The 21,394-nt window shown below is 72.0% G+C and carries 24 protein-coding genes; 17 read left to right on the top strand and 7 right to left on the bottom strand.

The window, feature by feature from the left end:
* Nucleotides 1–19: 19 nt before the first annotated feature.
* The 3 genes from ACF068_RS18950 to rpmB all read right to left on the bottom strand — a co-directional run bounded on the left by ACF068_RS18950 (nt 20) and on the right by rpmB (nt 1,224).
* Entirely contained in the window at nt 20–610 is a 591-nt protein-coding gene (locus ACF068_RS18950) for a hypothetical protein (RefSeq protein WP_392275391.1), read from the bottom strand.
* 72 nt (nt 611–682) lie between these two features.
* Nucleotides 683–988 carry a 30S ribosomal protein S14 gene (gene rpsN / locus ACF068_RS18945; RefSeq protein ID WP_392275390.1) on the bottom strand — a complete coding sequence of 102 codons (306 nt, stop codon included), beginning with the start codon at nt 986–988 and terminating at the stop codon, nt 683–685.
* The gene (rpmB, locus tag ACF068_RS18940) at nt 988–1,224 is read right to left on the bottom strand and encodes a 50S ribosomal protein L28 (protein ID WP_392275389.1); all 237 of its coding nucleotides are present in this window, start codon (nt 1,222–1,224) and stop codon (nt 988–990) included. The genes rpsN and rpmB overlap by 1 nt, the downstream gene beginning before the upstream one ends.
* A 62-nt stretch (nt 1,225–1,286) precedes the next feature.
* On the opposite strand from rpmB, the gene rpmG reads away from it, so the two are divergent.
* From rpmG to ACF068_RS18920, 4 genes are all read left to right on the top strand, one after another.
* A complete protein-coding gene (gene rpmG, locus ACF068_RS18935; protein ID WP_043502886.1) occupies nt 1,287–1,451 on the top strand; it encodes a 50S ribosomal protein L33 in 165 nt (54 codons plus the stop codon).
* Between the two features lie 5 nt (nt 1,452–1,456).
* Nucleotides 1,457–1,714 (top strand): type B 50S ribosomal protein L31, encoded by a 258-nt coding sequence (locus ACF068_RS18930; protein WP_356742513.1) that lies wholly within the window; start codon nt 1,457–1,459, stop codon nt 1,712–1,714.
* Nucleotides 1,714–2,853, top strand: a complete 1,140-nt coding sequence (locus ACF068_RS18925; RefSeq protein ID WP_392275388.1) for a CobW family GTP-binding protein — start codon at nt 1,714–1,716, stop codon at nt 2,851–2,853. Before ACF068_RS18930 ends, ACF068_RS18925 begins: the two co-directional genes overlap by 1 nt.
* Nucleotides 2,854–3,093: 240 nt before the next feature.
* Complete coding sequence (locus tag ACF068_RS18920) at nt 3,094–3,333, top strand: DUF397 domain-containing protein (RefSeq protein WP_392275387.1); 240 nt, start codon at nt 3,094–3,096, stop codon at nt 3,331–3,333.
* A 171-nt stretch (nt 3,334–3,504) separates the two neighbouring features.
* Here ACF068_RS18920 and ACF068_RS18915 read toward each other — a convergent pair whose 3' ends face one another.
* Nucleotides 3,505–4,026 carry an ATP-binding protein gene (locus tag ACF068_RS18915; protein WP_392275386.1) on the bottom strand — a complete coding sequence of 174 codons (522 nt, stop codon included), beginning with the start codon at nt 4,024–4,026 and terminating at the stop codon, nt 3,505–3,507.
* 328 nt (nt 4,027–4,354) lie between these two features.
* Here ACF068_RS18915 and ACF068_RS18910 point away from each other — a divergent pair, with 328 nt between their 5' ends.
* The 6 genes from ACF068_RS18910 to ACF068_RS18885 all read left to right on the top strand — a co-directional run bounded on the left by ACF068_RS18910 (nt 4,355) and on the right by ACF068_RS18885 (nt 9,768).
* Nucleotides 4,355–5,218, top strand: a complete 864-nt coding sequence (locus tag ACF068_RS18910) for a helix-turn-helix domain-containing protein (RefSeq protein WP_392275385.1) — start codon at nt 4,355–4,357, stop codon at nt 5,216–5,218.
* 70 nt (nt 5,219–5,288) lie between these two features.
* Nucleotides 5,289–6,746 (top strand): aldehyde dehydrogenase family protein, encoded by a 1,458-nt coding sequence (locus tag ACF068_RS18905; protein WP_392275384.1) that lies wholly within the window; start codon nt 5,289–5,291, stop codon nt 6,744–6,746.
* Between the two features lie 93 nt (nt 6,747–6,839).
* Nucleotides 6,840–7,376 carry a DinB family protein gene (locus ACF068_RS18900; protein WP_392275383.1) on the top strand — a complete coding sequence of 179 codons (537 nt, stop codon included), beginning with the start codon at nt 6,840–6,842 and terminating at the stop codon, nt 7,374–7,376.
* Nucleotides 7,377–7,469: 93 nt separating this feature from the next.
* Nucleotides 7,470–8,111, top strand: coding sequence for a PadR family transcriptional regulator (locus tag ACF068_RS18895; RefSeq protein WP_392275695.1), 642 nt, complete (start codon nt 7,470–7,472; stop codon nt 8,109–8,111).
* A gap of 85 nt (nt 8,112–8,196) precedes the next feature.
* Nucleotides 8,197–8,955, top strand: coding sequence for a MerR family transcriptional regulator (locus ACF068_RS18890; RefSeq protein WP_392275382.1), 759 nt, complete (start codon nt 8,197–8,199; stop codon nt 8,953–8,955).
* A gap of 123 nt (nt 8,956–9,078) precedes the next feature.
* Complete coding sequence (locus ACF068_RS18885) at nt 9,079–9,768, top strand: DedA family protein (protein ID WP_392275381.1); 690 nt, start codon at nt 9,079–9,081, stop codon at nt 9,766–9,768.
* Between the two features lie 70 nt (nt 9,769–9,838).
* Here the strand turns inward: ACF068_RS18885 and ACF068_RS18880 are convergent, their stop codons facing one another.
* Both ACF068_RS18880 and ACF068_RS18875 read right to left on the bottom strand, forming a co-directional pair.
* Nucleotides 9,839–11,509 (bottom strand): threonine/serine exporter ThrE family protein, encoded by a 1,671-nt coding sequence (locus ACF068_RS18880; protein ID WP_392275380.1) that lies wholly within the window; start codon nt 11,507–11,509, stop codon nt 9,839–9,841.
* Between the two features lie 109 nt (nt 11,510–11,618).
* A complete protein-coding gene (locus tag ACF068_RS18875; protein ID WP_073756976.1) occupies nt 11,619–12,113 on the bottom strand; it encodes an inorganic diphosphatase in 495 nt (164 codons plus the stop codon).
* 175 nt (nt 12,114–12,288) lie between these two features.
* Here ACF068_RS18875 and dacB point away from each other — a divergent pair, with 175 nt between their 5' ends.
* The 7 genes from dacB to ACF068_RS18840 all read left to right on the top strand — a co-directional run bounded on the left by dacB (nt 12,289) and on the right by ACF068_RS18840 (nt 20,874).
* Nucleotides 12,289–13,734 carry a D-alanyl-D-alanine carboxypeptidase/D-alanyl-D-alanine-endopeptidase gene (gene dacB / locus ACF068_RS18870; RefSeq protein ID WP_392275694.1) on the top strand — a complete coding sequence of 482 codons (1,446 nt, stop codon included), beginning with the start codon at nt 12,289–12,291 and terminating at the stop codon, nt 13,732–13,734.
* A 55-nt stretch (nt 13,735–13,789) separates the two neighbouring features.
* Entirely contained in the window at nt 13,790–14,917 is a 1,128-nt protein-coding gene (locus ACF068_RS18865) for a zinc-dependent metalloprotease (RefSeq protein WP_392275379.1), read from the top strand.
* Between the two features lie 202 nt (nt 14,918–15,119).
* Nucleotides 15,120–16,175 (top strand): tRNA lysidine(34) synthetase TilS, encoded by a 1,056-nt coding sequence (tilS, locus tag ACF068_RS18860; protein WP_392275378.1) that lies wholly within the window; start codon nt 15,120–15,122, stop codon nt 16,173–16,175.
* Between the two features lie 41 nt (nt 16,176–16,216).
* Nucleotides 16,217–16,756, top strand: coding sequence for a hypoxanthine phosphoribosyltransferase (hpt, locus tag ACF068_RS18855; protein ID WP_392275693.1), 540 nt, complete (start codon nt 16,217–16,219; stop codon nt 16,754–16,756).
* Nucleotides 16,757–16,926: 170 nt separating this feature from the next.
* Complete coding sequence (gene ftsH / locus ACF068_RS18850; protein ID WP_392275377.1) at nt 16,927–18,966, top strand: ATP-dependent zinc metalloprotease FtsH; 2,040 nt, start codon at nt 16,927–16,929, stop codon at nt 18,964–18,966.
* 134 nt (nt 18,967–19,100) lie between these two features.
* Nucleotides 19,101–19,706: a GTP cyclohydrolase I FolE gene (gene folE, locus ACF068_RS18845; protein ID WP_392275376.1), complete on the top strand. Its 606-nt coding sequence runs from the start codon at nt 19,101–19,103 to the stop codon at nt 19,704–19,706.
* A 172-nt stretch (nt 19,707–19,878) separates the two neighbouring features.
* Nucleotides 19,879–20,874 carry an aldo/keto reductase gene (locus ACF068_RS18840; RefSeq protein ID WP_392275375.1) on the top strand — a complete coding sequence of 332 codons (996 nt, stop codon included), beginning with the start codon at nt 19,879–19,881 and terminating at the stop codon, nt 20,872–20,874.
* A gap of 12 nt (nt 20,875–20,886) precedes the next feature.
* Here ACF068_RS18840 and ACF068_RS18835 read toward each other — a convergent pair whose 3' ends face one another.
* The gene (locus ACF068_RS18835) at nt 20,887–21,366 is read right to left on the bottom strand and encodes a DUF3180 domain-containing protein (RefSeq protein WP_392275374.1); all 480 of its coding nucleotides are present in this window, start codon (nt 21,364–21,366) and stop codon (nt 20,887–20,889) included.
* Between the last annotated feature and the right edge of the window lie 28 nt (nt 21,367–21,394).

The following is a 21,394-nucleotide window of genomic DNA, read 5'->3' as shown; positions in this document are numbered from 1 at the left end:
CCGACCCGATGGACACGACCTAAGGCGTGCCGGGCGGGTCCGCCTTGGCGAGGGTGTCCTTCACCCCGCCCGCCCAGGTGACGACCACCTTCCCGGCGTCGGTCCTGGCCGAGCCCTCCGTACGGGCGGTGTAGCCCGTGCCGCAGGTCAGCGTCAGCGTCACCGTGCCGGAGGTGCCGGGGGTGGCCGGGGCGCCGGTGGCCGGGGCGGGGCGGGCGGTGCCCTGGCAGACCTGGGCGTCGGCGAGCACCAGCGCGTAACCCTTCTTGATGGTGACGCTGACGGGCTTGCCGGCCGTGAGCCCCACCCAGGAGCCGTCCGCCTCCCCGGCGCCGGCCGGGGAGGGGCTCGCGGGGGAGGGCGCCGGTGCCGGGGCCTCACCGGCGCCGGGCGTCGAGGCGCCCGTCGTACCGGGAGCAGTCGTACCCGGAGCGGCCGAAACGGAAGCCGTCGCACCAGACGCCGTCGCACCCGGAGCCGTCGTACCGGGAGCCGTCGCACCCGGAGCCGTCGCCGCGGGGGTCCCGCCGGCCCGCGCCCCGTCGCAGCCGGCCAGCGCGAGCGCGGCGGCGGCGCCCGCCACCACGGCGAACCCGGTTCGTACGAGCATGCGCGCGTCCACGCCACGTCTCCCAACGTCGGTGCCGGAAACGCGCGACAAGCTACCAGCGGGTAGCCGCCGTTACCAGGACGCCTTGGTGACTCCGGGCAGGAAGCCGGCGTGCGCCTGTTGCCGCACGTTCACCCGGGAGAGCCCGAACTTCCGCAGGTGGCCCCGGGGCCGGCCGTCCACGCCGTCGCGGTTGCGGACCCGGGTGGGGCCGGCGTCACGCGGCTGGCGGCGCAGTTCGGCCCGGGCGGCGAGCCGCGCGGTCTCCGGGGTGGCGGGGTGCCTGATCAGCTCCTTCAGTTCGGCCCGGCGGGCCGCGTACCGCGCGACGATCTCCTTGCGCCGCTCATTGCGGGCGATCTTGCTCTTCTTCGCCATCAGACCTTCCCTCCCCCGGCGCGGATGCGGGCCACGGCGGCCTCGATCCCGATCGTGTCGACGGTCCGGATGCCCTTGGCGGACAGGGTGAGCCGGACGTACCGGCCCTCGCTCGGCAGCCAGTAGCGCTTGCGCTGGACGTTGGGGTCGAAGCGCCGGGACGTACGCCGGTGGGAGTGCGAGACACGGTTGCCGAAACCCGGCCGGGCGCCGGTGAGCTGGCAGTGGGCGGACAAGGGTGACCTACCTCTCGGGAACACTATTGGAAATGGAAACCATTTGCATCTACTGTAGCCGCATGGCCCGCAACGAACTCCGACCGGTCGTCAGGCTCCGGTCCACCGCCGGCACCGGCTACACCTACGTGACCCGCAAGAACCGCCGTAACGACCCCGACCGCATGACGCTGCGCAAGTACGACCCGGTCGCCGGGCGGCACGTCGACTTCCGAGAGGAGCGCTGAGCACCGTGAAGCAGGGAATCCACCCCCCGTACGGACCGGTCGTCTTCCGTGACAAGGCGGGCGGCTTCGCCTTCCTGACCCGCTCCACCGCGACCAGCGACAAGACGGTCGAGTGGGAGGACGGCGCCACCTACCCCGTCATCGACGTCGAGATCTCCTCCGCGAGCCACCCCTTCTACACGGGCCAGGCGCGCGTCCTGGACACGGCCGGGCGCGTGGAGCGGTTCGAGCAGCGGTACGGCCGGCGCCACGGGGCCCGCTGATGTCGCTGTCCGTCGCCCTCGTCGGCGGGCTGCACTCCGCCGCCCGCGAGGCCGCGGTACGGCGGCTGCTCACGACCGTGCCCGGCAGTGTGGCCCTCCACCACGACCTGACGGCCGCCGCGGCGCGCGGCACGGTGACCCGCACCGTGCGCGACGCGACCGGTCCGCTGTCGACCGGCACGGTCCCGCTGGTCGACGACTGCGCCTGCTGCGCGCTGCGCGAGGACCTGGTGCCCGAGCTGCGACGGCTCGCGGACCGTGTCCCCGACGGGGCGACGCGCCTCGCGGTGGTGGAGCTGTGGGACTCGGTCGAGCCCAAGGCGATGGCCGAGGTCGTCACGGCCGCCGGGCTGACCGTCGGCTCGGTGATCACCGCGGTGGACCCGGCGCTGCTGCTGCCGTACCTCGGCAACGGCGACGACCTGGCCGAGGCCGGTCTCGCCGCTGCCTCGACCGACCGGCGCACGGTCGCCGAGACCTGGGCGCGCCAGTTGGAGTACGCCCCGGTGCTCGCCGTCCTGGACGGCCCGGACGCCGACGACGAGGACCGGGCCCTGCTCGCCCAGCTCCACCCGACGGCCCGCCGGGTGCACCTGCCGGAGGGCGACCTGGCCGCCGCGGCGCTCGCGGGGTTCGACGTGGAGGTGGCGGCGGCCGCCCAGCACCCGGCCTGCGCGCTGCTGCCGCAGGAGGCGGACGTGCACGGGGTCGGGACCTACGTATGGCACCGGAATCGGCCGTTCCACCCGGTGCGGCTCTATGAGGCGCTGGAGGACCTGTGCTGCGCGGCGGCGCGCAGCCGTGGGCGGTTCTGGCTGGCCGACCGGCCGGACACGCTGCTCGCGTGGGACGCGGCGGGCGGTGCCCTGTGCGTCGAGTCGGCCGGGCCGTGGCTGGCCTCGCTGCCGGACGCCGCCTGGGAGATGGTCCCGCCCGTGCGCCGGGCGGCGGCCGCGCTGGACTGGCATCCCGAGCATGGGGACCGCTGCCAGCACCTGGTGTTCACCTCGCCGGGTCTGGACCGCGAGCGGCTCGCCGCCGTCCTGGACTCCTGCCTGCTCACGGACGCCGAGCTGGCCGCCGGGCCGGAGGCGTGGCAGGGGCTGCCGTCGGCCTTCGACGCCTTCCTGGGGGTGTGACGACGGCGGTGACCGGTGGCGCGGGGCCCTCCTTCGGGAGGGCCTTTTCCCGTGTCGTGGAGAAAGGAGGGAGCCATACCGCGTGTTCGTTCGTCTCTATGGTCGTACGGGGGAGTAGCACAGTGCCTGTAATCGAGGGAGCACCCGCCGTGCACGTGCATCTGCTCGCGCATATGCACGGGAGTCACCGCTATGATCCCGATAGTTGACACCTGCAACATGTATCTCGGGGAGCGTCCTGTGCGCGACGTGTACAACGGCATGGCGGCCACGGAGCTTCACGGCGTCGTATGGCAGAAGAGCAGGCACAGCAATTCGCAGGGCTCGTGCGTGGAGTTTGCCAAGCTGCCCGGAGGGCAGGTGGCCGTGCGCAATTCACGGCACCCCGACGGCCCGGCGCTGGTCTACACCCCGGCCGAGATCGAGGCGCTGCTGCTGGGCGTGAAGGACGGCGAGTTCGACCACCTCGTGGCCGGCTGAGCCCCACCCGCCGGAGCGGCCGGCCGACCACCGGACCGAAGTCTCGCCGGCCGACCACCGGACCGAAGTCTCGCCGGCCGACCACCGGACCGAAGCACTCGCCCGCCACCGGGCCGCCGGCCACCGGGCGCGGCCCCGCAGGCCGCCCCCGGAGATGTCCGCAGGCGTCCGTTACGGGGCCGGCGTCTGCCTCTGCGTAGTGTCCGAGAGCCGGAACAGCGCCCAGACCACCTTGCCGTGCAGCGTGCCGGCGAGCGGGTGCCAGCCCCAGCCGTCGCTGAACGACTCCACCAGGAACAGCCCCCGGCCCGACTCGGCCGAGAAGTCCTCCTCCGCCTCGCGGGTCGCCGGGCTGTCCGGCGACGGATCGCGCACCGCGCACACCAGCCGGCTCGCCCAGCGCATCAGGTGCAGCCGGACCGGCGGGTCGTGCGGCGCCTCGCGAGGAGTGTCGGCGGGCAGGGCGTGCCGGAGCGCGTTGGTGACGAGTTCGGAGACGACCAGGGCGACGTCGTCGAACCGGTCGCTGAGGTCCCACTGGGCCAGCGTCGTGCTGGTGAACTTCCGTGCGCCGCGCACCGCGTCATAGCGGGCGGGCAGTGCGCACGAGGCGGAACGGGGGACGGAAGCGGCGTCGATCGGCGGAAGCCCCTGCCTTAAAGGCTCGAGCATGGTCGATCCATTCGTCCCCATGCGAGGCACTCCCGGGATTCGCGGCTGTGGTGCGACAACACGAACGAGTACGCAGGTGCGCGAGGCCCATCGTTCCGAATGCGACCACCTGATGCAAGGGCAGATGCACGTGCACGCGCCCGACCTGTCCGCCCCCGTGGTGGTTGCTGGCCAAATCTTCCGCGCACGACTTCGCGCGGCGGGCCGTCCCCATGGTCACCACTCGGCCAAGGCTTCGTCATTCCGTAACCGAGCGAGTACGCCGCGAAGCGTTTTGGTGGCAGAATCCGGCGTCTCGGGGCTCGGGGGTGCTCCGTCGTACACATCAGCGATGGGGAGGGTTGGAGACGTGACCGCAAGTGAGTCGAGCGGTTCCGTGGTGCGGCGCATCCTGCTGGGTTCGCAACTGCGGCGGCTGCGCGAGTCGCGCGGCATCACGCGCGAGGCCGCCGGCTATTCCATCCGGGCGTCCGAATCCAAGATCAGCCGTATGGAGTTGGGTCGGGTGAGCTTCAAGGCGAGGGACATCGAGGACCTGCTCACCCTGTACGGCGTCACCGACGAGACCGAGCGGGAGTCCCTCCTCGGCCTCGCCCGCGAGGCCAACGTCACCGGCTGGTGGCACAGCTACGGCGACGTCCTGCCGGGCTGGTTCCAGACGTACATCGGGCTCGAAGGCGCCGCCTCCGTCATCCGTATCTACGAAGTGCAGTTCGTGCACGGTCTGTTGCAGACCGAGGCCTACGCCCACGCCGTCGTCAGCCGGGGCATGCCCGACGCCTCACGGGCCGAGATCGACCGGCGCGTGGCCCTGCGCCTGGAGCGCCAGAAGGTCCTCGTGTCCGAGCGGGCACCGCGCTTCCACGCCGTCCTCGACGAGGCGGCGCTGCGCCGCCCGTACGGCGACCGGGAAGTGATGCGCGACCAGCTCAAGCACCTGATCGAGGTCTCCGAGCGGCCCAACGTCACGCTCCAGGTCATGCCCTTCAGCTTCGGCGGCCACGCGGGCGAGAGCGGCGCGTTCACCATGCTGCGGTTCCCCGAGTCCGACCTCTCCGACATCGTCTACCTGGAGCAGCTCACCAGCGCGCTCTACCTCGACAAGCGCGAGGAAGTGGCCCAGTACGAGCGGGTGATGGAGCGGCTGCACCAGGACAGTCCGGGGCCCGAGGAAAGCCGCGACCTTCTCCGAGGCCTCCTCCAACTCACCTGACCCGCCAGTAGGATGACGTCCCATCACATGACTCGGCAGAGCAGAGTGCGCGCCCTCGGGAAGGGATGGCATGTCCTACTTCACAGACCTGGCCCTGCAGTACATAGACGGTGAGTGGCGGGCCGGCGGCGGCTCGTGGGACATCATCGACTTCAACCCGTACAACGAGGAGAAGCTCGCCTCCATAACCGTGGCCACGGTCGAGGAGATAGACCAGGCCTACCGGGCCGCCGAGCGGGCCCAGCCCGCCTGGGCGGACACCAATCCGTACACGCGCCGCGCCGTCTTCGAGCGGGCGCTGCGGCTGATCGAGGAGCGCGAGGCCGAGATCACCGAGGCGATCATCGCCGAACTCGGCGGTACGCGGACCAAGGCCGGCTTCGAACTGCACCTGGCCAAGGAGTTCCTGCGCGAGGCGGTCAACCTGGCCCTGCGTCCCGAGGGCCGCATCCTCCCCTCGCCGGTCGACGGCAAGGAGAACCGCCTCTACCGGGTCCCCGTCGGCGTCGTCGGCGTCATCAGCCCGTTCAACTTCCCCTTCCTCCTCTCCCTCAAGTCCGTCGCCCCGGCGCTGGCCCTCGGCAACGCGGTCGTCCTCAAGCCCCACCAGAACACCCCGATCCTGGGCGGCGCCCTGGTCGCCAAGATCTTCGAGGACGCCGGGCTCCCGGCCGGCCTGCTCAACGTCGTGATCACCGACATCGCGGAGATCGGCGACGCGCTGATCGAGCACCCCGTGCCCAAGGTCATCTCGTTCACCGGTTCCGACCGGGTCGGCAAGCACGTCGCCACCGTCTGCGCCGCCCACTTCAAGCGGTCCGTCCTGGAGCTCGGCGGCAACAGCGCCCTGATCGTGCTGGACGACGCGGACGTCGACTACGCCGTCGACGCGGCCGTCTTCAGCCGCTTCGTGCACCAGGGCCAGGTCTGCATGGCCGCCAACCGGGTCCTGGTGGACCGCTCCCTGGAGCGCGAGTTCACCGAGAAGTTCGTCGCCAAGGTCCGCACCCTCAAGGCCGGCGACCCGGCCGACCCCGCCACCCACATCGGCCCGCTCATCAACGCCTCCCAGGCCGAGGCGGTCACCACGCTCGTCGACCAGACCGTCGGCGCCGGTGCCACCGCGCTCGTACACGGCCGGGCCGAGGGGAACGTCGTCGCACCGACCGTCCTGACCGGCCTGCCGGCCGACTCCCCGGTCCTGGGCCAGGAAATCTTCGGGCCCGTGGTGATGCTCATCCCCTTCGACGGGGAGGACGAGGCGGTGCGGATCGCCAACGACACCCCGTACGGCCTCAGCGGCGCCGTCCACACGGGTGACGTCGAGCGTGGCGTACGGCTCGCCCGGCGCATCCACACCGGCATGATCCACATCAATGACGGCACCGTCCACGACGAGCCGATCGTCCCCTTCGGCGGCGAGAAGCACTCCGGCGTGGGCCGGCTGAACGGCGAGGCCACGGTCGACGCCTTCACCACCTACAAGTGGATCTCCATCCAGCACGGCCGGAGCCGGTTCCCCTTCTGAGATCCACCGCCCCCGCGAGTTGAGGACAGGTCCTGACCTCAAGGGTCCGTAGGTTGGTGACGTAAGGCACCGACCGGAAAGGCGGACCAGCTCATGGTCACTCACGTTCCCTCCGAGGCACACGGCGACGAGCGCGGCGCGCTGCTCAACTTCATCGAGGCGCAGCGCGGCGCGGTCCGCCGGTCGGTGCTCGGGCTGACCGAGGAACAGGCCGCCTCCCGCCCCAGCGCCAGCGAACTGTCGCTGTCGGGCCTGCTCAAGCACGTCGCCGAGACGGAGCTGTCCTGGCTGCGGATGGCGCAGCGGCAGCCGAACGAGCGGCAGCGCACCCAGGACACCTGGGCGGACGGCTTCCGGCTGGAGCAGGGGGAGACCGTCGCCGGCGTCCTGGAGTTCTGGGACGGCGTGGCCAAGGAGACCGGCGAGTTCCTCCGGTCCGTACCCAGCCTGGACGACACCTTCCCCCTCCCCGACGCGCCCTGGTACCCGGCGGACGCCCGCGTCTCGATGCGCTGGTTGGGCATGCACCTGGTCGAGGAGATCGCCCGGCACGCCGGGCACGCCGACATCATCCGCGAGTCGCTCGACGGGAAGAACGCCTTCGACCTGATCGCGCTGTCCCACGCCTGACCCCACCCCACCCCACCCCGCCCCGCCCCGCCCCGCCCGTGCGCCGCCGCCCGCGTAGTCTGGTCAAGCTTGACTACGAAGGGTGCGTGGGAGATGTCGGCCATCCGGCTGCTGGTCCTCGGCGCGGTACGCCAGCACGGGCGGGCGCACGGCTATCAGGTGCGCAACGACCTGGAGTACTGGGGCGCGCACGAATGGTCCAACGCCAAGCCCGGCTCGATCTACCACGCGCTCAAGCAGATGGCCAAGCAAGGGCTGCTGCGCGCCCACGAAACCGCCCCCAGTACCGCCGGCGGCCCGCCGCGCACCGAGTACGAGCTCACCGACCGGGGCACCGAGGAGTACTTCGCCCTGCTGCGTGAGTCACTGACCGCGTACGACCAGCGGACGGACGTCCTGTCCGCGGCGGTCGGCTTCATCGTCGACCTGCCGCGCGAGGAGGCCGTCGCGCTGCTCCGGCGGCGGATCGAGGGCCTGGAGCGGTGGCGGGCGGGCGTCACGGAGTACTACGTCCCCGAGGACGGCCCCGAGTCGCTGGGCCACATCGGCGAGATCATGAACCTGTGGATCCACTCGGCCGACGCCGGCGCCGCCTGGACCCGCGGACTGATCGAACGCATCGAGGGCGGCGCCTACACCTTCGCCGGCGAGGGCGAGCCCTTCGTCGGCGTCCTGGCCGAGGGCCGCGACAACCCGTACGCCACGGGAACCGCCCACCCGGACGACGACCGGTAGCCGCCGCGGCGCCCGGGCTTGCACCTCACGCCGCGTGAGGCCCCAGGCTGAGGTCCGTACCCAGAAGAAGGGAGAGGGGACGGCCATGAGCTACTCCGTGGGCCAGGTCGCCGATTTCGCCCGTGTCACGGTGCGGACCCTGCACCACTACGACGAGATCGGGCTGCTCACCCCGAGCGGCCGCAGCCACGCGGGCCACCGGCGTTACGACGACGGCGACCTCGACCGGCTCCAGCAGATCCTGTTCTACCGGGAGCTCGGCTTCCCTCTCGACCAGGTCGCGGCCCTGCTCGACGACCCCGACGCGGACCCGCGGGAACACCTGCGGCGCCAGCACGAGCTGCTCACCACGCGGATCGCCGAGCTCCAGAAGATGGCCGAGGCCGTCGAACACGCCATGGAGGCGAAGAAGATGGGCATCAACCTCACGCCGGAGGAGAAGTTCGAGGTGTTCGGGGACAACGACCCCGAACAGTACGAGGAAGAGGTCCAGGAACGCTGGGGCGACACCGCGGCCTACCGCGAGTCCCAGCGCCGCACCTCCCGCTACACCAAGGCCGACTGGCAGCGGATGAAGGACGAGAACGCCGACTGGAGCGCCCGCTACCAGGCCCTGATGGCGGACGGCGAGCCGCCGACGGGCGAGCGGGCGATGGACCTGGCGGAGGAGCACCGCCGGCAGATCCACGACTGGTACTACGACTGCACCCACGAGATGCACCGGTGCCTGGCGGACATGTACGTCGCGGACGAGCGCTTCACGGACTTCTACGACGCGATGCGCCCGGGCATGGCCCAGCACCTCCACGACGCCATCCACGCCAACGCGGCCCGTCACTCCTGACCCTCCGGGCCCCCGGACAGCGCTGCCGGGGGCCGGGGAGGGGCGTGGAACCGGGGCGGGGGCGGAACCGTTGATAGCTTTGGGCAGCCGTCCCCGCCCACCGACCCAGGAGCCCCGGAACCCGTGAATACGCTTGCGCTCGGACCGAGCTGGCTGGACCCGGACTACCTCATCGAGACCTTCGGCCTCATCGGCGTCCTGGTCATCGTCTTCGCCGAGTCCGGACTGCTGATCGGCTTCTTCCTGCCCGGTGACTCACTGCTGTTCACCACGGGACTCCTGGTCACCACCGGCGTCCTCGACACCCCGCTGTGGCTGGTGTGCACCCTGGTGGTGCTGGCCGCGGTCGTCGGCGACCAGGTGGGCTACCTCTTCGGCCGCAAGGTCGGACCGTCCCTCTTCAAGCGGCCGGACTCCCGTCTCTTCAAGCAGGAGAACGTGGAGAAGGCCCATGAGTTCTTCGAGAAGCACGGCCCCAAGTCCCTGATCCTCGCCCGGTTCGTCCCCATCGTGCGGACGTTCACGCCGATCATCGCCGGTGTGAGCCGGATGAACTACCGCTCCTTCATCACCTTCAACCTCATCGGCGGCCTGCTGTGGGGCGCGGGTGTGACGCTGCTCGGCGCGTCGCTCGGCAACATCGAGTTCGTCCACAAGAACATCGAGGCGATCCTCGTCCTCATCGTGCTGGTCTCGGTCGTCCCGATCGTGATCGAGTACCTCCGGGCCCGCTCGCAGAGCAAGAAGCAGCCCGCCGCGTCCCCCGAGGACGGCACCCCTCCGGCCCAGCGCGGCCGCCACGCCAAGCGCTGACGCCGGTCCCGCCCTGCCGGGCGGCGCCGGCCGGTGGGCGGGGGTGGGGGCGACGCGCCCCCGCCCCCTGTCAGAAGCCGCGGGTGCGCTTCGCCGCGCGGCGCACCGCCGCGCTGCCGGGCGCCCGGATGAACAGGCGGGCCATCTCCCCGCCCAGGTTGACCCCGATCGCGATGGCCAGGGCCAGCGCCGCCGCCCGCGCCAGGGACGTGAACCCGGCGTCCATGTTGTTCTGGGCGATGTTCAGCACGCCCAGGTACGTGGCGCTGCCCGGCAGCAGCGGCCCGATCGCGGCCGTCACGTACGGCAGCGACGACGTGTGCTCGTACCGGGCCATGAGCTGCCCGAACAGGCCCACCAGCCCCGCCGCGACCGCCGTCGCCATCACCGTCGAGCCGCCCGCCGTCACCGCTATCGACGCGTAGATCACCCATGCCGCCGCCCCGTTCAGCGCCACGAACAGCACGGTGGAACGGTCCTGCTGGAGGAGCACCGCGAACGTCACGGACAGCAGGACCGCCGCGAGGATCTGGAGCACCGGCCGTTCGACGGCGCTCAGCACGCCCTCGGGGTTGAGCTTGGCGCCGAGCTGCACGCCTCCGTACAGCACCGACAGCACACCGACCACGATGGCGACGAAGAAGTACGCGACCTCCAGCAATCGCGCGGAGGCGGTGATGTAGAAGCCGGTCAGGCCGTCCTGGACGGCCGCGACCAGCGCCCGCCCCGGGATCAGCGCGAACAGCCCACCGGTGATCACCGCGTTCGGCTGGAGCCCGGCGTGCAGCAGGCTCACCAGCACGCCCAGGGCGGCCGGCGGCACCGCGGCCACCGCGAACTGGTAGAACTCCGGCAGCCCGCGGCCCGCGCAGAACCAGGCGAGCCGGTCGCCCAGCATCGCGCCGGCCGCGGCGATGAGGAACACCGCCACGTCACCGCCCAGCAGCATGGACGCGGCACCCGCGAGCCCGCCGGCCGCGACGGTGAGGACCCAGCCGGGGTAGGGGTGCCGGTTGCGGCGGATCTCCGCGAGGCGCCGGTACGCCTCCTCCAGCGAGACCTCGTAGTCCTCGGCGTTGATGTCGGCGACCAGCGTGTAGACCGCGGAGAGCCGGGTGTAGTCGGTGCCGCGCCGGCGCACGGTGCGGTTGGCGGTCACCGGGTCGTCCACCAGCGAGGGCTGGTAGGTGATCGACAGCAGGGTGAACGTCACGGTCGGCTCGCAGCGGTCGAGCCCGTACGAGCGGCAGATCGCGAACATCGCCGCCTCGACGTCCTCCGCGCCCTCACCGCCCGCCAGGAGCAGCTCGCCGATGCGCAGCGTCAGGTCGAGCACGCGCGGCACGGCGGGGCCGGCGTCGTCCTGCTTCTGCACCGGTTCCGGCACCGGCCGTTCGCTCACCGGCATGCGCAGCATGGTGCGCATCCGGTCCTGCCAGGGCGCGTCCTTGGACAGCCGTATCGCGGGGAACCCTTCCGCGGGCGTGAACGCGGGCGGGGACTCCTTCGCCGAGTACGTGGAGGGCGGGGCGAAGGCCGACCCCTCCGGCTCGGCGGGCCCCTCCGGCACCAGGCCCTGGGGGAGGGCGAACTCCGACGTCGTCTGCTGGTCCTCCTCGGCACCCGGGGGCGGTTCCACGCCCGGCGGTGGCGCGAAAGCGCTGTGTGCCTCATCGGACTGGGGCTTACGGTCCTCCGGACCGTCCGTCTCCGGCGCCACTGTGCTCGTCCTCGCTCCCATCCGACCCATCCGACCCGCCTGCCCAGTATGGGCACGGCCAAGGGCTGCCACACGACGACGGGCGGCGCACCCGCGGGGTGCGCCGCCCGTCACGCGGGGGAAGGGGGGCTCAGTGAGCGCCGCCCTGCGCCTCCAGACGCTTGATGGAGGCCTCGATCTCGGCCTCGGCCTCGGCGCGGCCGACCCAGTCGGCGCCCTCGACGGACTTGCCGGGCTCGAGGTCCTTGTAGACCTCGAAGAAGTGCTGGATCTCCAGGCGGTCGAACTCCGACACGTGGTGGATGTCGCGCAGGTGCTCCATGCGCGGGTCCGAGGCGGGGACGCACAGCAGCTTGTCGTCGCCGCCGGCCTCGTCCGTCATCCGGAACATGCCGATGGCGCGGCACTTGACCAGCACGCCGGGGAAGGTCGGCTCGTCCAGGATGACCAGCGCGTCCAGCGGGTCGCCGTCCTCGCCCAGGGTGCCCTCGACGAAGCCGTAGTCGGCCGGGTAGACGGTCGACGTGAAGAGGTGGCGGTCCAGTCGGATACGACCGGTCTCGTGGTCCACCTCGTACTTGTTCCGCGACCCCTTCGGGATCTCGATGGTGACGTCGAACTCCACGGGTGGCTCCTCCAAGATCAACACAAAACGTCGGGTGAAACTGCTCCCCCAGCAGGACCGGACCGCCGTGCTCACCGGGGGCGCCGTGCTCACGGCACAGCTCAGTGGTTAAGTGTCCCTCACGCAACTGTGTGCTCGCGAAAGGGGCTGGTCAGCCGTGCTGGAGCCGAAGCTGATGCGGCTCACCGCGGGTTCCGCCGTGCTCGGCCTCGTCCTGGCCGCCGGGGCGGTGACCCTGGCCGGGCCCTGGGACTCGGGTCAGCGTACGGCCGAGCGCGCCCGCGCCGCGGCCCAGGCCCCCACAGGTGGCGCAGATCACCACGCGGCGGGCCCCGAACGCCCCGCCCCCCGGCCCCCCGCCCCGGCCCCCAGCGCCCCCGGCGTGCTCACCGCCCTCACCGCCGCCGCGGCCCCGGCGGACCCCCGCCCGGCCGGCCCCCGGCCCGCGCCCCTCGCGGCCGCGCTGGCGCCGCTGCTCGCCGATCCCGGGCTCGGCCCGCTGCGCACGGCGTGCGTCATCGACGTCACGACCGGGAAGCAGCTTTACGGCGACGGGGCCGGCACCCCGATGACCCCCGCCTCCACCATCAAGATCGCCACCTCGCTGGCCGCCCTCGACGCGCTCGGCCCCGACCACCGCATCGCCACCACGGCCGTCACGGGCCCCGACGCCCGCCGCGTCACGCTCGTCGGCGGCGGCGACCCCACGCTCGACGCGACCCGGCTGCGCGCCCTGGCCGCCGACACCGCCCGCGCCCTGCGGTCGCGTGGCGTCGCGGAGATCACGCTGACGTACGACACCTCCCGGTACACCGGCCCCGAACGCCACCCGATCGGGGTCAACGACAACATCGCCCCGGTCACCGCCCTGATGACCGACGAGGGCCGGCTCGCCGCCCCGGCCGTCGGCCCCGCCCCCCGCTCCGCCGCCCCGGCCGTCGGCCCCGCCCCCCGCTCCGCCGACCCGGCCGGCGACACCGCCCGCGCCTTCGCCGGCCGGCTCGCCGAGCACGGCGTCACCGTGCGGGGCGCGGCGGCCCGCGCGCGGGCGCCCAAGAAGGCCACCCTCCTGGCCAGGACCTGGTCCCAGCCGCTGTCCGCCCTCGTCGAGCGGGCCCTCACCACCAGCGACAACGACCTCGCCGAGGCCCTCGCCCGCCAGACCGCCATCGCGGCCGGCCTGCCCGCGAGCTTCGACGGGGCCGGCCGTGCCGTCGCCCAGCGGCTGCGCGGGCTGCGCGTACCGCTCGCCGGAGCGAGGTTCGCCGACGGCAGCGGCCTGGACCGCCGCGACCGCGTCTCCGCGTCCCTCCTCACCGCCCTGCTCGCCCGGGCGGCGGACCCCGCCCGCCCCGAGCTGCGCCCGGTCCTCACCGGCCTGCCCGTCGGCGGCTTCAGCGGCACCCTGGCGGATCGTTACGCCGACGGCTCCCCGGGGGCCGCCGGCGCGGGGCTGGTACGGGCCAAGACCGGCACCCTGTCCGGCGTCAACGCCCTGGCCGGCACGGTGGTGAACGCCGACGGCCGCCTGCTGGCGTTCGCGTTCCTGGCCGGCCGCACCCCCTCCGCCGCCACCGCCCAGCCCGCCCTGGACAGGCTCGCCGCCGCCCTGGTGGCGTGAGCCGGTCGGCGCCGCACCCTGACCCGATCCGCCGCCGAGCACGTACGGTTGACGCATGACGAGCATCGGTGGTGCCGAGATGGTCGACTGGAACCTCGCGGTCGCGACCGCGACCCGACTGGTACGCCCCGGGCCCGAGGTGAGCCGCGACGAGGCCCGCGCGGTGGTCGCCGAGCTGCGGCGGCACGCCAAGGCGTCCGAGGAACACGTCCGGGCCTTCACCCGGATGATCCCCGAGGGGCACGAACCGGAGGACACCCCCGTCCTGGTGGTCGACCGGGCCGGCTGGATCAGGGCGAACGTCGCCGGTTTCCGGGAACTGCTCAAGCCGCTGCTGGAGAAGATGCAGGAACGCCGCTCCAACAGCCCCGGCGGCGCGGTGCTGGGCGCGGTCGGCGGCAAGGTGACCGGCGTGGAGCTGGGCATGCTGCTGTCGTTCCTGGCGTCCAGGGTCCTCGGCCAGTACGAGACGTTCGCCCCCGCCACCCGTGACCTGCCGGCCGGCGAGGGCGGCGGCGGCAGGCTGCTGCTGGTGGCGCCGAACATCGTCCACGTCGAGCGGGAGCTGGACGTGGACCCGCACGACTTCCGCCTGTGGGTGACCCTCCACGAGGAGACGCACCGCACCCAGTTCACGGCCGTGCCGTGGCTGCGCGACCACCTCCAGGGCGAGATCCAGTCATTCCTCGCCGCGACCGACATGGACCCGATGACCGTGCTGGAGCGCCTGCGGGAGGCCGCCCAGGCCCTGACCGGTGCCCGCCCCGAGGGCGAGGAGGACGAGGGCGGCCGCTCTCTCGTCGAGCTGGTGCAGACCCCCGAACAGCGCGAGATCCTCGGGCGCCTCACCGCCGTGATGTCGCTGCTCGAAGGACACGCGGACTACGTGATGGACGGCGTCGGGCCGCAGGTCGTGCCGTCGGTGGCGGAGATCCGGGAGAAGTTCCAGCAGCGCCGCGCCAAGGGCGCCTCCCGCCTGGACCAGGCGCTGCGCCGGCTCCTCGGCCTGGACGCCAAGCTGCGCCAGTACCGGGACGGCGAGCGGTTCGTCCGGGCGGTGGTCGACGAGGTCGGCATGGCCGGCTTCAACCGGGTGTGGACCTCCCCGAACACGCTCCCCACCAAGGCGGAGATCGCCAAACCGGCGGACTGGGTCGCGAGGGTGCACCGTAAAGCAGAATGAGGAGCCCGATCCGGCCGACGGCAGAACAACGCCCCTCCAATCACCCATCCGAGGGACCGTGGGCAGTGGGTAGGCGTGCGATGCTCGGGTAACGGCCGAGTTCTGTCACCATCGACGCACTCTGAGTGACCGAACCCCCCGCTCCGGCCGTTAAGACTCCGACCGAGGCACCCCCCCCAACTTCACACGAAGGGCACCGGACATGGGTCCCCATCCTGCGGTCGCGGCGATACGCCTGGCGGTCCGCCGCGTACTCCACGACGTCCTCACCGAACACCCCGCTCCCGCGCACCCCGCGGCCGGCACGACCGCCGCCGCCGCCGACGGCACCGGCGGGCCCCACCGGCCCCCGCTCGTCCTGGTGGCCTGCTCCGGTGGCGCGGACTCCATGGCGCTGGCCTCCGCCCTGGCCTTCGAGGCCCGCAAACTCCACGTCCGTGCCGGCGGCATCACCGTCGACCACGGCCTCCAGCCCGGCTCCGACCTCCGCGCCGCCGAGGTGGCGGCCCGCCTCACCGCGATGGGCCTCGACCCGGTCGAGGCGGTCGCCGTGACCGTCGGGCGCGACGGCGGGCCCGAGGCCGCCGCCCGTGACGCCCGGTACGCCGCGCTGGACGAAGCCGCCGAGCGCCTCGGCGCCGCCGCCGTGCTCCTCGGCCACACGCGCGACGACCAGGCCGAGACGGTGCTGCTCGGCCTCGCCCGGGGGTCCGGCATCCGCTCCCTGTCCGGCATGGCCGCCGTCTCCGGCAGCCGCGACCGCTACCGCCGCCCGTTCCTCGAGGTCGACCGGCAGACCGCGCGCAAGGCCTGCATGGTCCAGTCCCTGCCCGTCTGGGACGACCCGATGAACGCCGACCCCGCCTACACCCGCTCCCGGCTGCGCCACGAGGGCCTGCCCGCCCTGGAGAAGTCCCTCGGCAAGGGCGTCGTGGAGGCCCTCGCCCGGACGGCCCGGCTCTGCCGCGACGACGCGGACGCCCTGGACGCCTGGGCCGCCGACGTCGACCCGTCCCTGCGGGACGAGGCGGGCCTGCTGGAGTGCGCCAAGCTGTACGCGCTGCCGCCCGCCGTCCGCCGCCGCGTCCTGCGCCGCGCGGCCATCGCCGAGGGGGCCCCGGCCGGTTCCCTGTTCGCCCGGCACGTCGAGGAACTGGACCGGCTGATCACCGGCTGGCGGGGCCAGGGGGCCATCAATCTGCCCGGCCGCGTCGAGGCACGCCGCCAGGGTGGCAGACTGGTCATTCGGCAAGGCTGACGCAGGCTGCAACGAAAGTGACCCGGGTGAACGAGAAAGACATGGGCACCGACCTCAAGTCGGTGCTCATCACCAAGGAAGAGATCGACGCGAAGCTGGCGGAGCTCGCCGCGAAGATCGACGCGGAGTACGCGGGCAAGGACCTCCTCCTCGTGGGTGTCCTCAAGGGTGCCGTCATGGTGATGGCGGACCTGGCACGCGCGCTGTCCACCCCCGTCACGATGGACTGGATGGCCGTCTCGTCGTACGGCGCGGGCACCCAGTCCTCCGGCGTCGTCCGGATCCTCAAGGACCTGGACACCGACATCAAGGGCAAGCACGTCCTGATCGTCGAGGACATCATCGACTCCGGCCTCACGCTCTCCTGGCTGCTGTCGAACCTCGGCTCGCGCGAGCCGGCCTCCCTGGACGTCTGCACGCTGCTGCGCAAGCCGGAGGCGGCGAAGGTCGCGATCGACGTGAAGTGGATCGGCTTCGACATCCCCAACGAGTTCGTCGTGGGCTACGGCCTGGACTACGCGGAGAAGTACCGCAACCTCCCGTTCGTCGGCACGCTCGCGCCGCACGTCTACGGCGGCTGAACGACCCCGGAGACCCGCCGGTCCCCGGGAACCTGGACCGCCCTCCCGCCGTTGGAGCATGGGAAGGCGGTCGCGGGTGACAATGCTGGGGTACCGTCCGAAGAACAGTCTTTTCTCATAGCAGCATTTACCTACGGGCAGGAGGGACGGGGCGTCATCGCTCCGTATGGATGGACGTGAAGCGATACTTCCGTGGGCCGGTCATGTGGATCGTGCTGGCCGTCCTCGCCGTGGTCGTGTTGATGCAGGTCGTCGGCTCGTCCGGTGGCTACAAGACGGTGGACACCGGCGAGGTCGTCCAGGCGATCGACAAGAACCAGGTCGACCAGGTCAAGCTGACCACCGGCGACGAACAGATGATCAAGGTCGACCTCAAGGACGGCCAGAAGGTCAAGGGCAGCGACAAGATCCAGGCGAGCTACATCGGCACGCAGGGCTCCGATCTCGCCGCCACGCTCCAGAAGAAGTACGAAGCCGGCGACATCGACAAGGGCTACACCGTCTCGCCGACCAAGCAGAGCGCCATCGTCTCGGTGCTGCTCTCGCTGCTCCCCTTCGTACTGATCGTCGTGGTCTTCCTGTTCCTGATGAATCAGATGCAGGGCGGCGGCTCCCGGGTCATGAACTTCGGGAAGTCCAAGGCCAAGCTGATCACCAAGGACACCCCGAAGACGACCTTCGCCGACGTGGCGGGGTCCGACGAGGCCGTCGAGGAGCTCCAGGAGATCAAGGAGTTCCTCCAGGAGCCGGCGAAGTTCCAGGCCGTCGGCGCCAAGATCCCCAAGGGTGTGCTGCTGTACGGCCCGCCCGGAACGGGCAAGACCCTGCTCGCGCGCGCCGTCGCCGGCGAGGCGGGCGTCCCGTTCTACTCGATCTCCGGCTCGGACTTCGTCGAGATGTTCGTCGGTGTCGGTGCCTCCCGGGTCCGTGACCTCTTCGAGCAGGCCAAGGCGAACGCCCCGGCGATCGTCTTCGTCGACGAGATCGACGCCGTCGGCCGGCACCGCGGCGCGGGCCTCGGCGGCGGTCACGACGAGCGCGAGCAGACCCTCAACCAGCTCCTCGTCGAGATGGACGGCTTCGACGTGAAGGGTGGCGTCATCCTGATCGCCGCCACCAACCGGCCGGACATCCTCGACCCGGCGCTGCTGCGCCCGGGCCGTTTCGACCGGCAGATCGCCGTCGACCGCCCGGACATGCAGGGCCGTCTGGAGATCCTCAAGGTCCACCAGAAGGGCAAGCCGGTCGCCCCGGACGTCGACCTGTCCGCCGTGGCGCGTCGTACGCCGGGCTTCACCGGCGCCGACCTGTCGAATGTGCTGAACGAGGCCGCGCTGCTCACCGCGCGCAGCGACAAGAAGCTCATCGACAACCACATGCTGGACGAGGCGATCGACCGTGTGGTCGCGGGCCCGCAGAAGCGGACCCGGATCATGTCGGACAAGGAGAAGAAGATCACCGCGTACCACGAGGGCGGTCACGCCCTGGTCGCGGCGGCCTCGCCGAACTCCGACCCGGTCCACAAGATCACCATCCTGTCCCGCGGCCGGGCCCTGGGCTACACCATGGTCCTGCCCGACGAGGACAAGTACTCCACCACCCGCAACGAGATGCTCGACCAGCTCGCCTACATGCTGGGCGGGCGCGCGGCCGAGGAGCTGGTCTTCCACGACCCGACCACGGGCGCGGCCAACGACATCGAGAAGGCGACCGCGACCGCGCGGGCCATGGTCACGCAGTACGGCATGACCGAGCGGCTCGGCGCGATCAAGTTCGGCGGCGACAACACCGAGCCCTTCCTGGGCCGGGAGATGGCGCACCAGCGCGACTACTCGGAAGAGGTCGCCGCGCTCGTCGACGAAGAGGTCAAGAAGCTCATCGAGACCGCGCACAACGAGGCCTGGGAGATCCTCGTCGAGAACCGTGACGTCCTCGACAACCTGGTCCTCCGGCTGCTGGAGAAGGAGACGCTCAACAAGGAGGAGATCGCCGAGATCTTCGCCACGATCGTCAAGCGCCCGGCCCGCCCGGCGTGGACCGGCTCCGCCCGGCGCACGCCCTCGACGCGGCCGCCGGTCCTCTCCCCGAAGGAGCTGGCGCTGACCAACGGTGCCGCGGGCACCAACGGCGTCACCCCGACGGACGTCACCAAGACCAGCCCGTCGGTCCCGCCGGCGGACGCGGTCCCCGAGGAGCGTCCCGAGAGCTGATCCGGCCGGCCGGGCACCGCCCGGCGGGCTCCGGCCCCGGAATGAATGCCGCGCCCCCCAGGTTCTAACCTGGGGGGCGCGGCTTTCGCGTGTGCGGTCCCGCGCGCACACAGGCACCATGGAACGAGGCACAGATGACCGACCCGGTGACGTTGGACGTCGACGGCACGATCGGCGAGTTCGACGAGAAGCGAGCGGAGAACGCCGTGCGCGAACTCCTCCTCGCGGTCGGTGAGGACCCGGACCGCGAGGGGCTGCGCGAGACGCCGGCGCGGGTGGCGCGGGCGTACAAGGAGATATTCGCCGGCCTCTGGCAGCAGCCCGAGGACGTCCTGACGACGACGTTCGACCTGGGCCACGACGAGATGGTCCTGGTGAAGGACATCGAGGTCACGTCCTGCTGCGAGCACCATCTGGTCCCGTTCCGGGGCGTGGCCCACGTCGGGTACATCCCCTCGACCGAGGGCAAGATCACCGGGCTGTCGAAGCTGGCCCGGCTCGTCGACGTGTACGCCCGCCGGCCCCAGGTGCAGGAGCGCCTGACCACACAGGTCGCGGACTCGCTGATGCAGATCCTGGAGCCGCGCGGCGTGATCGTGGTCATCGAGTGCGAGCACATGTGCATGTCGATGCGCGGCATCCGCAAGCCGGGGGCCAAGACCATCACCTCGGCGGTGCGCGGGCAGCTCCGGGACATCGCCACCCGGGCCGAGGCCATGAGCCTCATCATGGCGCGCTGACCCCCGGACGGCCCCTCCGCCGGCCCCCCGTCGCCCTCCGGCCACCCCTCGGCCATGACCGAACGGTTATCGGCCAAGGCATTGGACGGGCGGGGCGGACGGCCGGAAGACTCGTGCGCGTACGTCAGGAAGTCCTGACGTCTCCGGGACATTCACGGATGGAGACGCGCGCATGAGCGACAATGCCCTGCCCACCCGCCGACTCGGCGGCCTCGACGTGTCCGCCCTCGGCTTCGGCGCGATGGTGCTCTCGCCCGGGGTCTACGGGGAGATCGACGACGACCGCGCCGAGCGGGCGCTGCTCGCCGCGGTGGACGCCGGGGCCACGCTCATCGACACCTCCGACGGGTACGGCGCCGACGGCCACAACGAATGGCTGGTCGGCCAGGCGCTGCGCGGCCGGCGGGACGAGGTGGCCATCGCCACCAAGTTCGGCTTCCGGCTGCCCGAGGGCGTCGAACCGCACCCCTTCCCGGTCGGGTACGCCTTCGGGGAGCTGGCCGTCAACGCCGACCCCAAGCATGTGCGCGGGTACGCCGAGGCCAGCCTGCGTGAGCTGGGCACCGACCGCATCGACCTGTACTACCCGCACTTCCCGGACCCGCAGGTGCCGCTGGAGGACACCGTGGGCGCGGTGGCCGAGCTGATCGCGGCGGGCCTCGTCCTGCACCTGGGGCTCTCCAACGTCACCGCCGCCCAGCTCCGCGCCGCGCACGCCGTGCACCCGGTGGCGGCCGTGCAGACCGAGTGGTCGATGTGGCGGCACGCGGACGAGGAGCTGCTGGCGACGGCACGCGAGCTGGGCGTCGGCATCGTCGCCTGGTCGCCGCTGGGCGCCGGGTTCCTGACCGGCAAGGTCGACAAGGTGGAGGACGGCGACTTCCGGCAGCACATGCCCCGGTTCGACGCCGCGAACCACCAGGCCAACAAGGACCGCTTCGCCCCCGTCCGGGGGATCGCCGAGGAGCTGGGCATCACCCCGGCGCAGCTCGCCCTGGCCTGGCTGCTGGACCAGGACGAGCACGTCGTCCCGATCCCGGGCAGCCGTACCCCGGCGCACATCCGGGAGAACCTGGCGGCCGCCCACGTACGGCTGACTCCGGACGTCCGTGACCGGCTGGCGGCCGTCCTGGCCGGCACCGAGGTCGCGGGCGGCACGCTGCTCTAGGGCCCCGGGCGGTCAGGCAGCCCGGGTGGGGGTCTCGTCGTCGTCCTCGGGGAGTTTGCAGACGCGCTCCAGAAAGATCGCCGCGGCGATCACCCCGATGCCGGCCAGCACCGAGAAGCCGGCGTAGATCGCCTGGTCGCGGCGGGCGGGGATGTCGAGCGAGCCGAGCAGGAAGACGCCCGTGCCGCCGTACATCCCGCTCACCAGGGCCGCGACCAGGGCGCTCGCCTGGCCGAAGACGACCGCGCGGGCGGCCATCATCGGCTCCACGCCCTTGGCGTCGGGGCGGCGCTCGCGCTGGGCGCGCAGCCGGGAGCGCAGCGAGAGCGCCGTCGCGGTCAGGACGACCGCGATGACCGCGAGGACGATCGGCGCGGCCAGGGGGACGCTCGGCAGGGTGCCGAACGACTCCCACAGCCGCGCGCCGCCCCAGGAGAGGATGCCGGCGACGACGAACAGTCCGGCCAGTACCTTGAGCCGCAGTTGGTTCACCGGGCGCCCTTCATCTCGTCGCCGTGCC

Source organism: Streptomyces sp. NPDC016309 (assembly GCF_043077235.1).
Taxonomy (GTDB): domain Bacteria; phylum Actinomycetota; class Actinomycetes; order Streptomycetales; family Streptomycetaceae; genus Streptomyces.
Note: the sequence above shows the minus strand (reverse complement) of the source record. Positions and strands in the feature narration are given on the sequence as shown.

Bases quoted from the DNA above. Each gene is read 5' to 3' on its own strand.
- ACF068_RS18950 (WP_392275391.1), bottom strand. From the start codon at position 610: ATGCTCGTACGAACCGGGTTCGCCGTGGTGGCGGGCGCCGCCGCCGCG.
- rpsN (WP_392275390.1), bottom strand. From the start codon at position 988: ATGGCGAAGAAGAGCAAGATCGCCCGCAATGAGCGGCGCAAGGAGATC.
- rpmG (WP_043502886.1), top strand. From the start codon at position 1,287: ATGGCCCGCAACGAACTCCGACCGGTCGTCAGGCTCCGGTCCACCGCC.
- ACF068_RS18925 (WP_392275388.1), top strand. From the start codon at position 1,714: ATGTCGCTGTCCGTCGCCCTCGTCGGCGGGCTGCACTCCGCCGCCCGC.
- ACF068_RS18915 (WP_392275386.1), bottom strand. From the start codon at position 4,026: ATGGGGACGAATGGATCGACCATGCTCGAGCCTTTAAGGCAGGGGCTT.
- ACF068_RS18905 (WP_392275384.1), top strand. From the start codon at position 5,289: ATGTCCTACTTCACAGACCTGGCCCTGCAGTACATAGACGGTGAGTGG.
- ACF068_RS18900 (WP_392275383.1), top strand. From the start codon at position 6,840: ATGGTCACTCACGTTCCCTCCGAGGCACACGGCGACGAGCGCGGCGCG.
- ACF068_RS18895 (WP_392275695.1), top strand. From the start codon at position 7,470: ATGTCGGCCATCCGGCTGCTGGTCCTCGGCGCGGTACGCCAGCACGGG.
- ACF068_RS18890 (WP_392275382.1), top strand. From the start codon at position 8,197: ATGAGCTACTCCGTGGGCCAGGTCGCCGATTTCGCCCGTGTCACGGTG.
- ACF068_RS18880 (WP_392275380.1), bottom strand. From the start codon at position 11,509: ATGGGAGCGAGGACGAGCACAGTGGCGCCGGAGACGGACGGTCCGGAG.
- dacB (WP_392275694.1), top strand. From the start codon at position 12,289: ATGCGGCTCACCGCGGGTTCCGCCGTGCTCGGCCTCGTCCTGGCCGCC.
- ACF068_RS18865 (WP_392275379.1), top strand. From the start codon at position 13,790: ATGACGAGCATCGGTGGTGCCGAGATGGTCGACTGGAACCTCGCGGTC.
- tilS (WP_392275378.1), top strand. From the start codon at position 15,120: ATGGGTCCCCATCCTGCGGTCGCGGCGATACGCCTGGCGGTCCGCCGC.
- hpt (WP_392275693.1), top strand. From the start codon at position 16,217: ATGGGCACCGACCTCAAGTCGGTGCTCATCACCAAGGAAGAGATCGAC.
- ftsH (WP_392275377.1), top strand. From the start codon at position 16,927: ATGGACGTGAAGCGATACTTCCGTGGGCCGGTCATGTGGATCGTGCTG.
- folE (WP_392275376.1), top strand. From the start codon at position 19,101: ATGACCGACCCGGTGACGTTGGACGTCGACGGCACGATCGGCGAGTTC.
- ACF068_RS18840 (WP_392275375.1), top strand. From the start codon at position 19,879: ATGAGCGACAATGCCCTGCCCACCCGCCGACTCGGCGGCCTCGACGTG.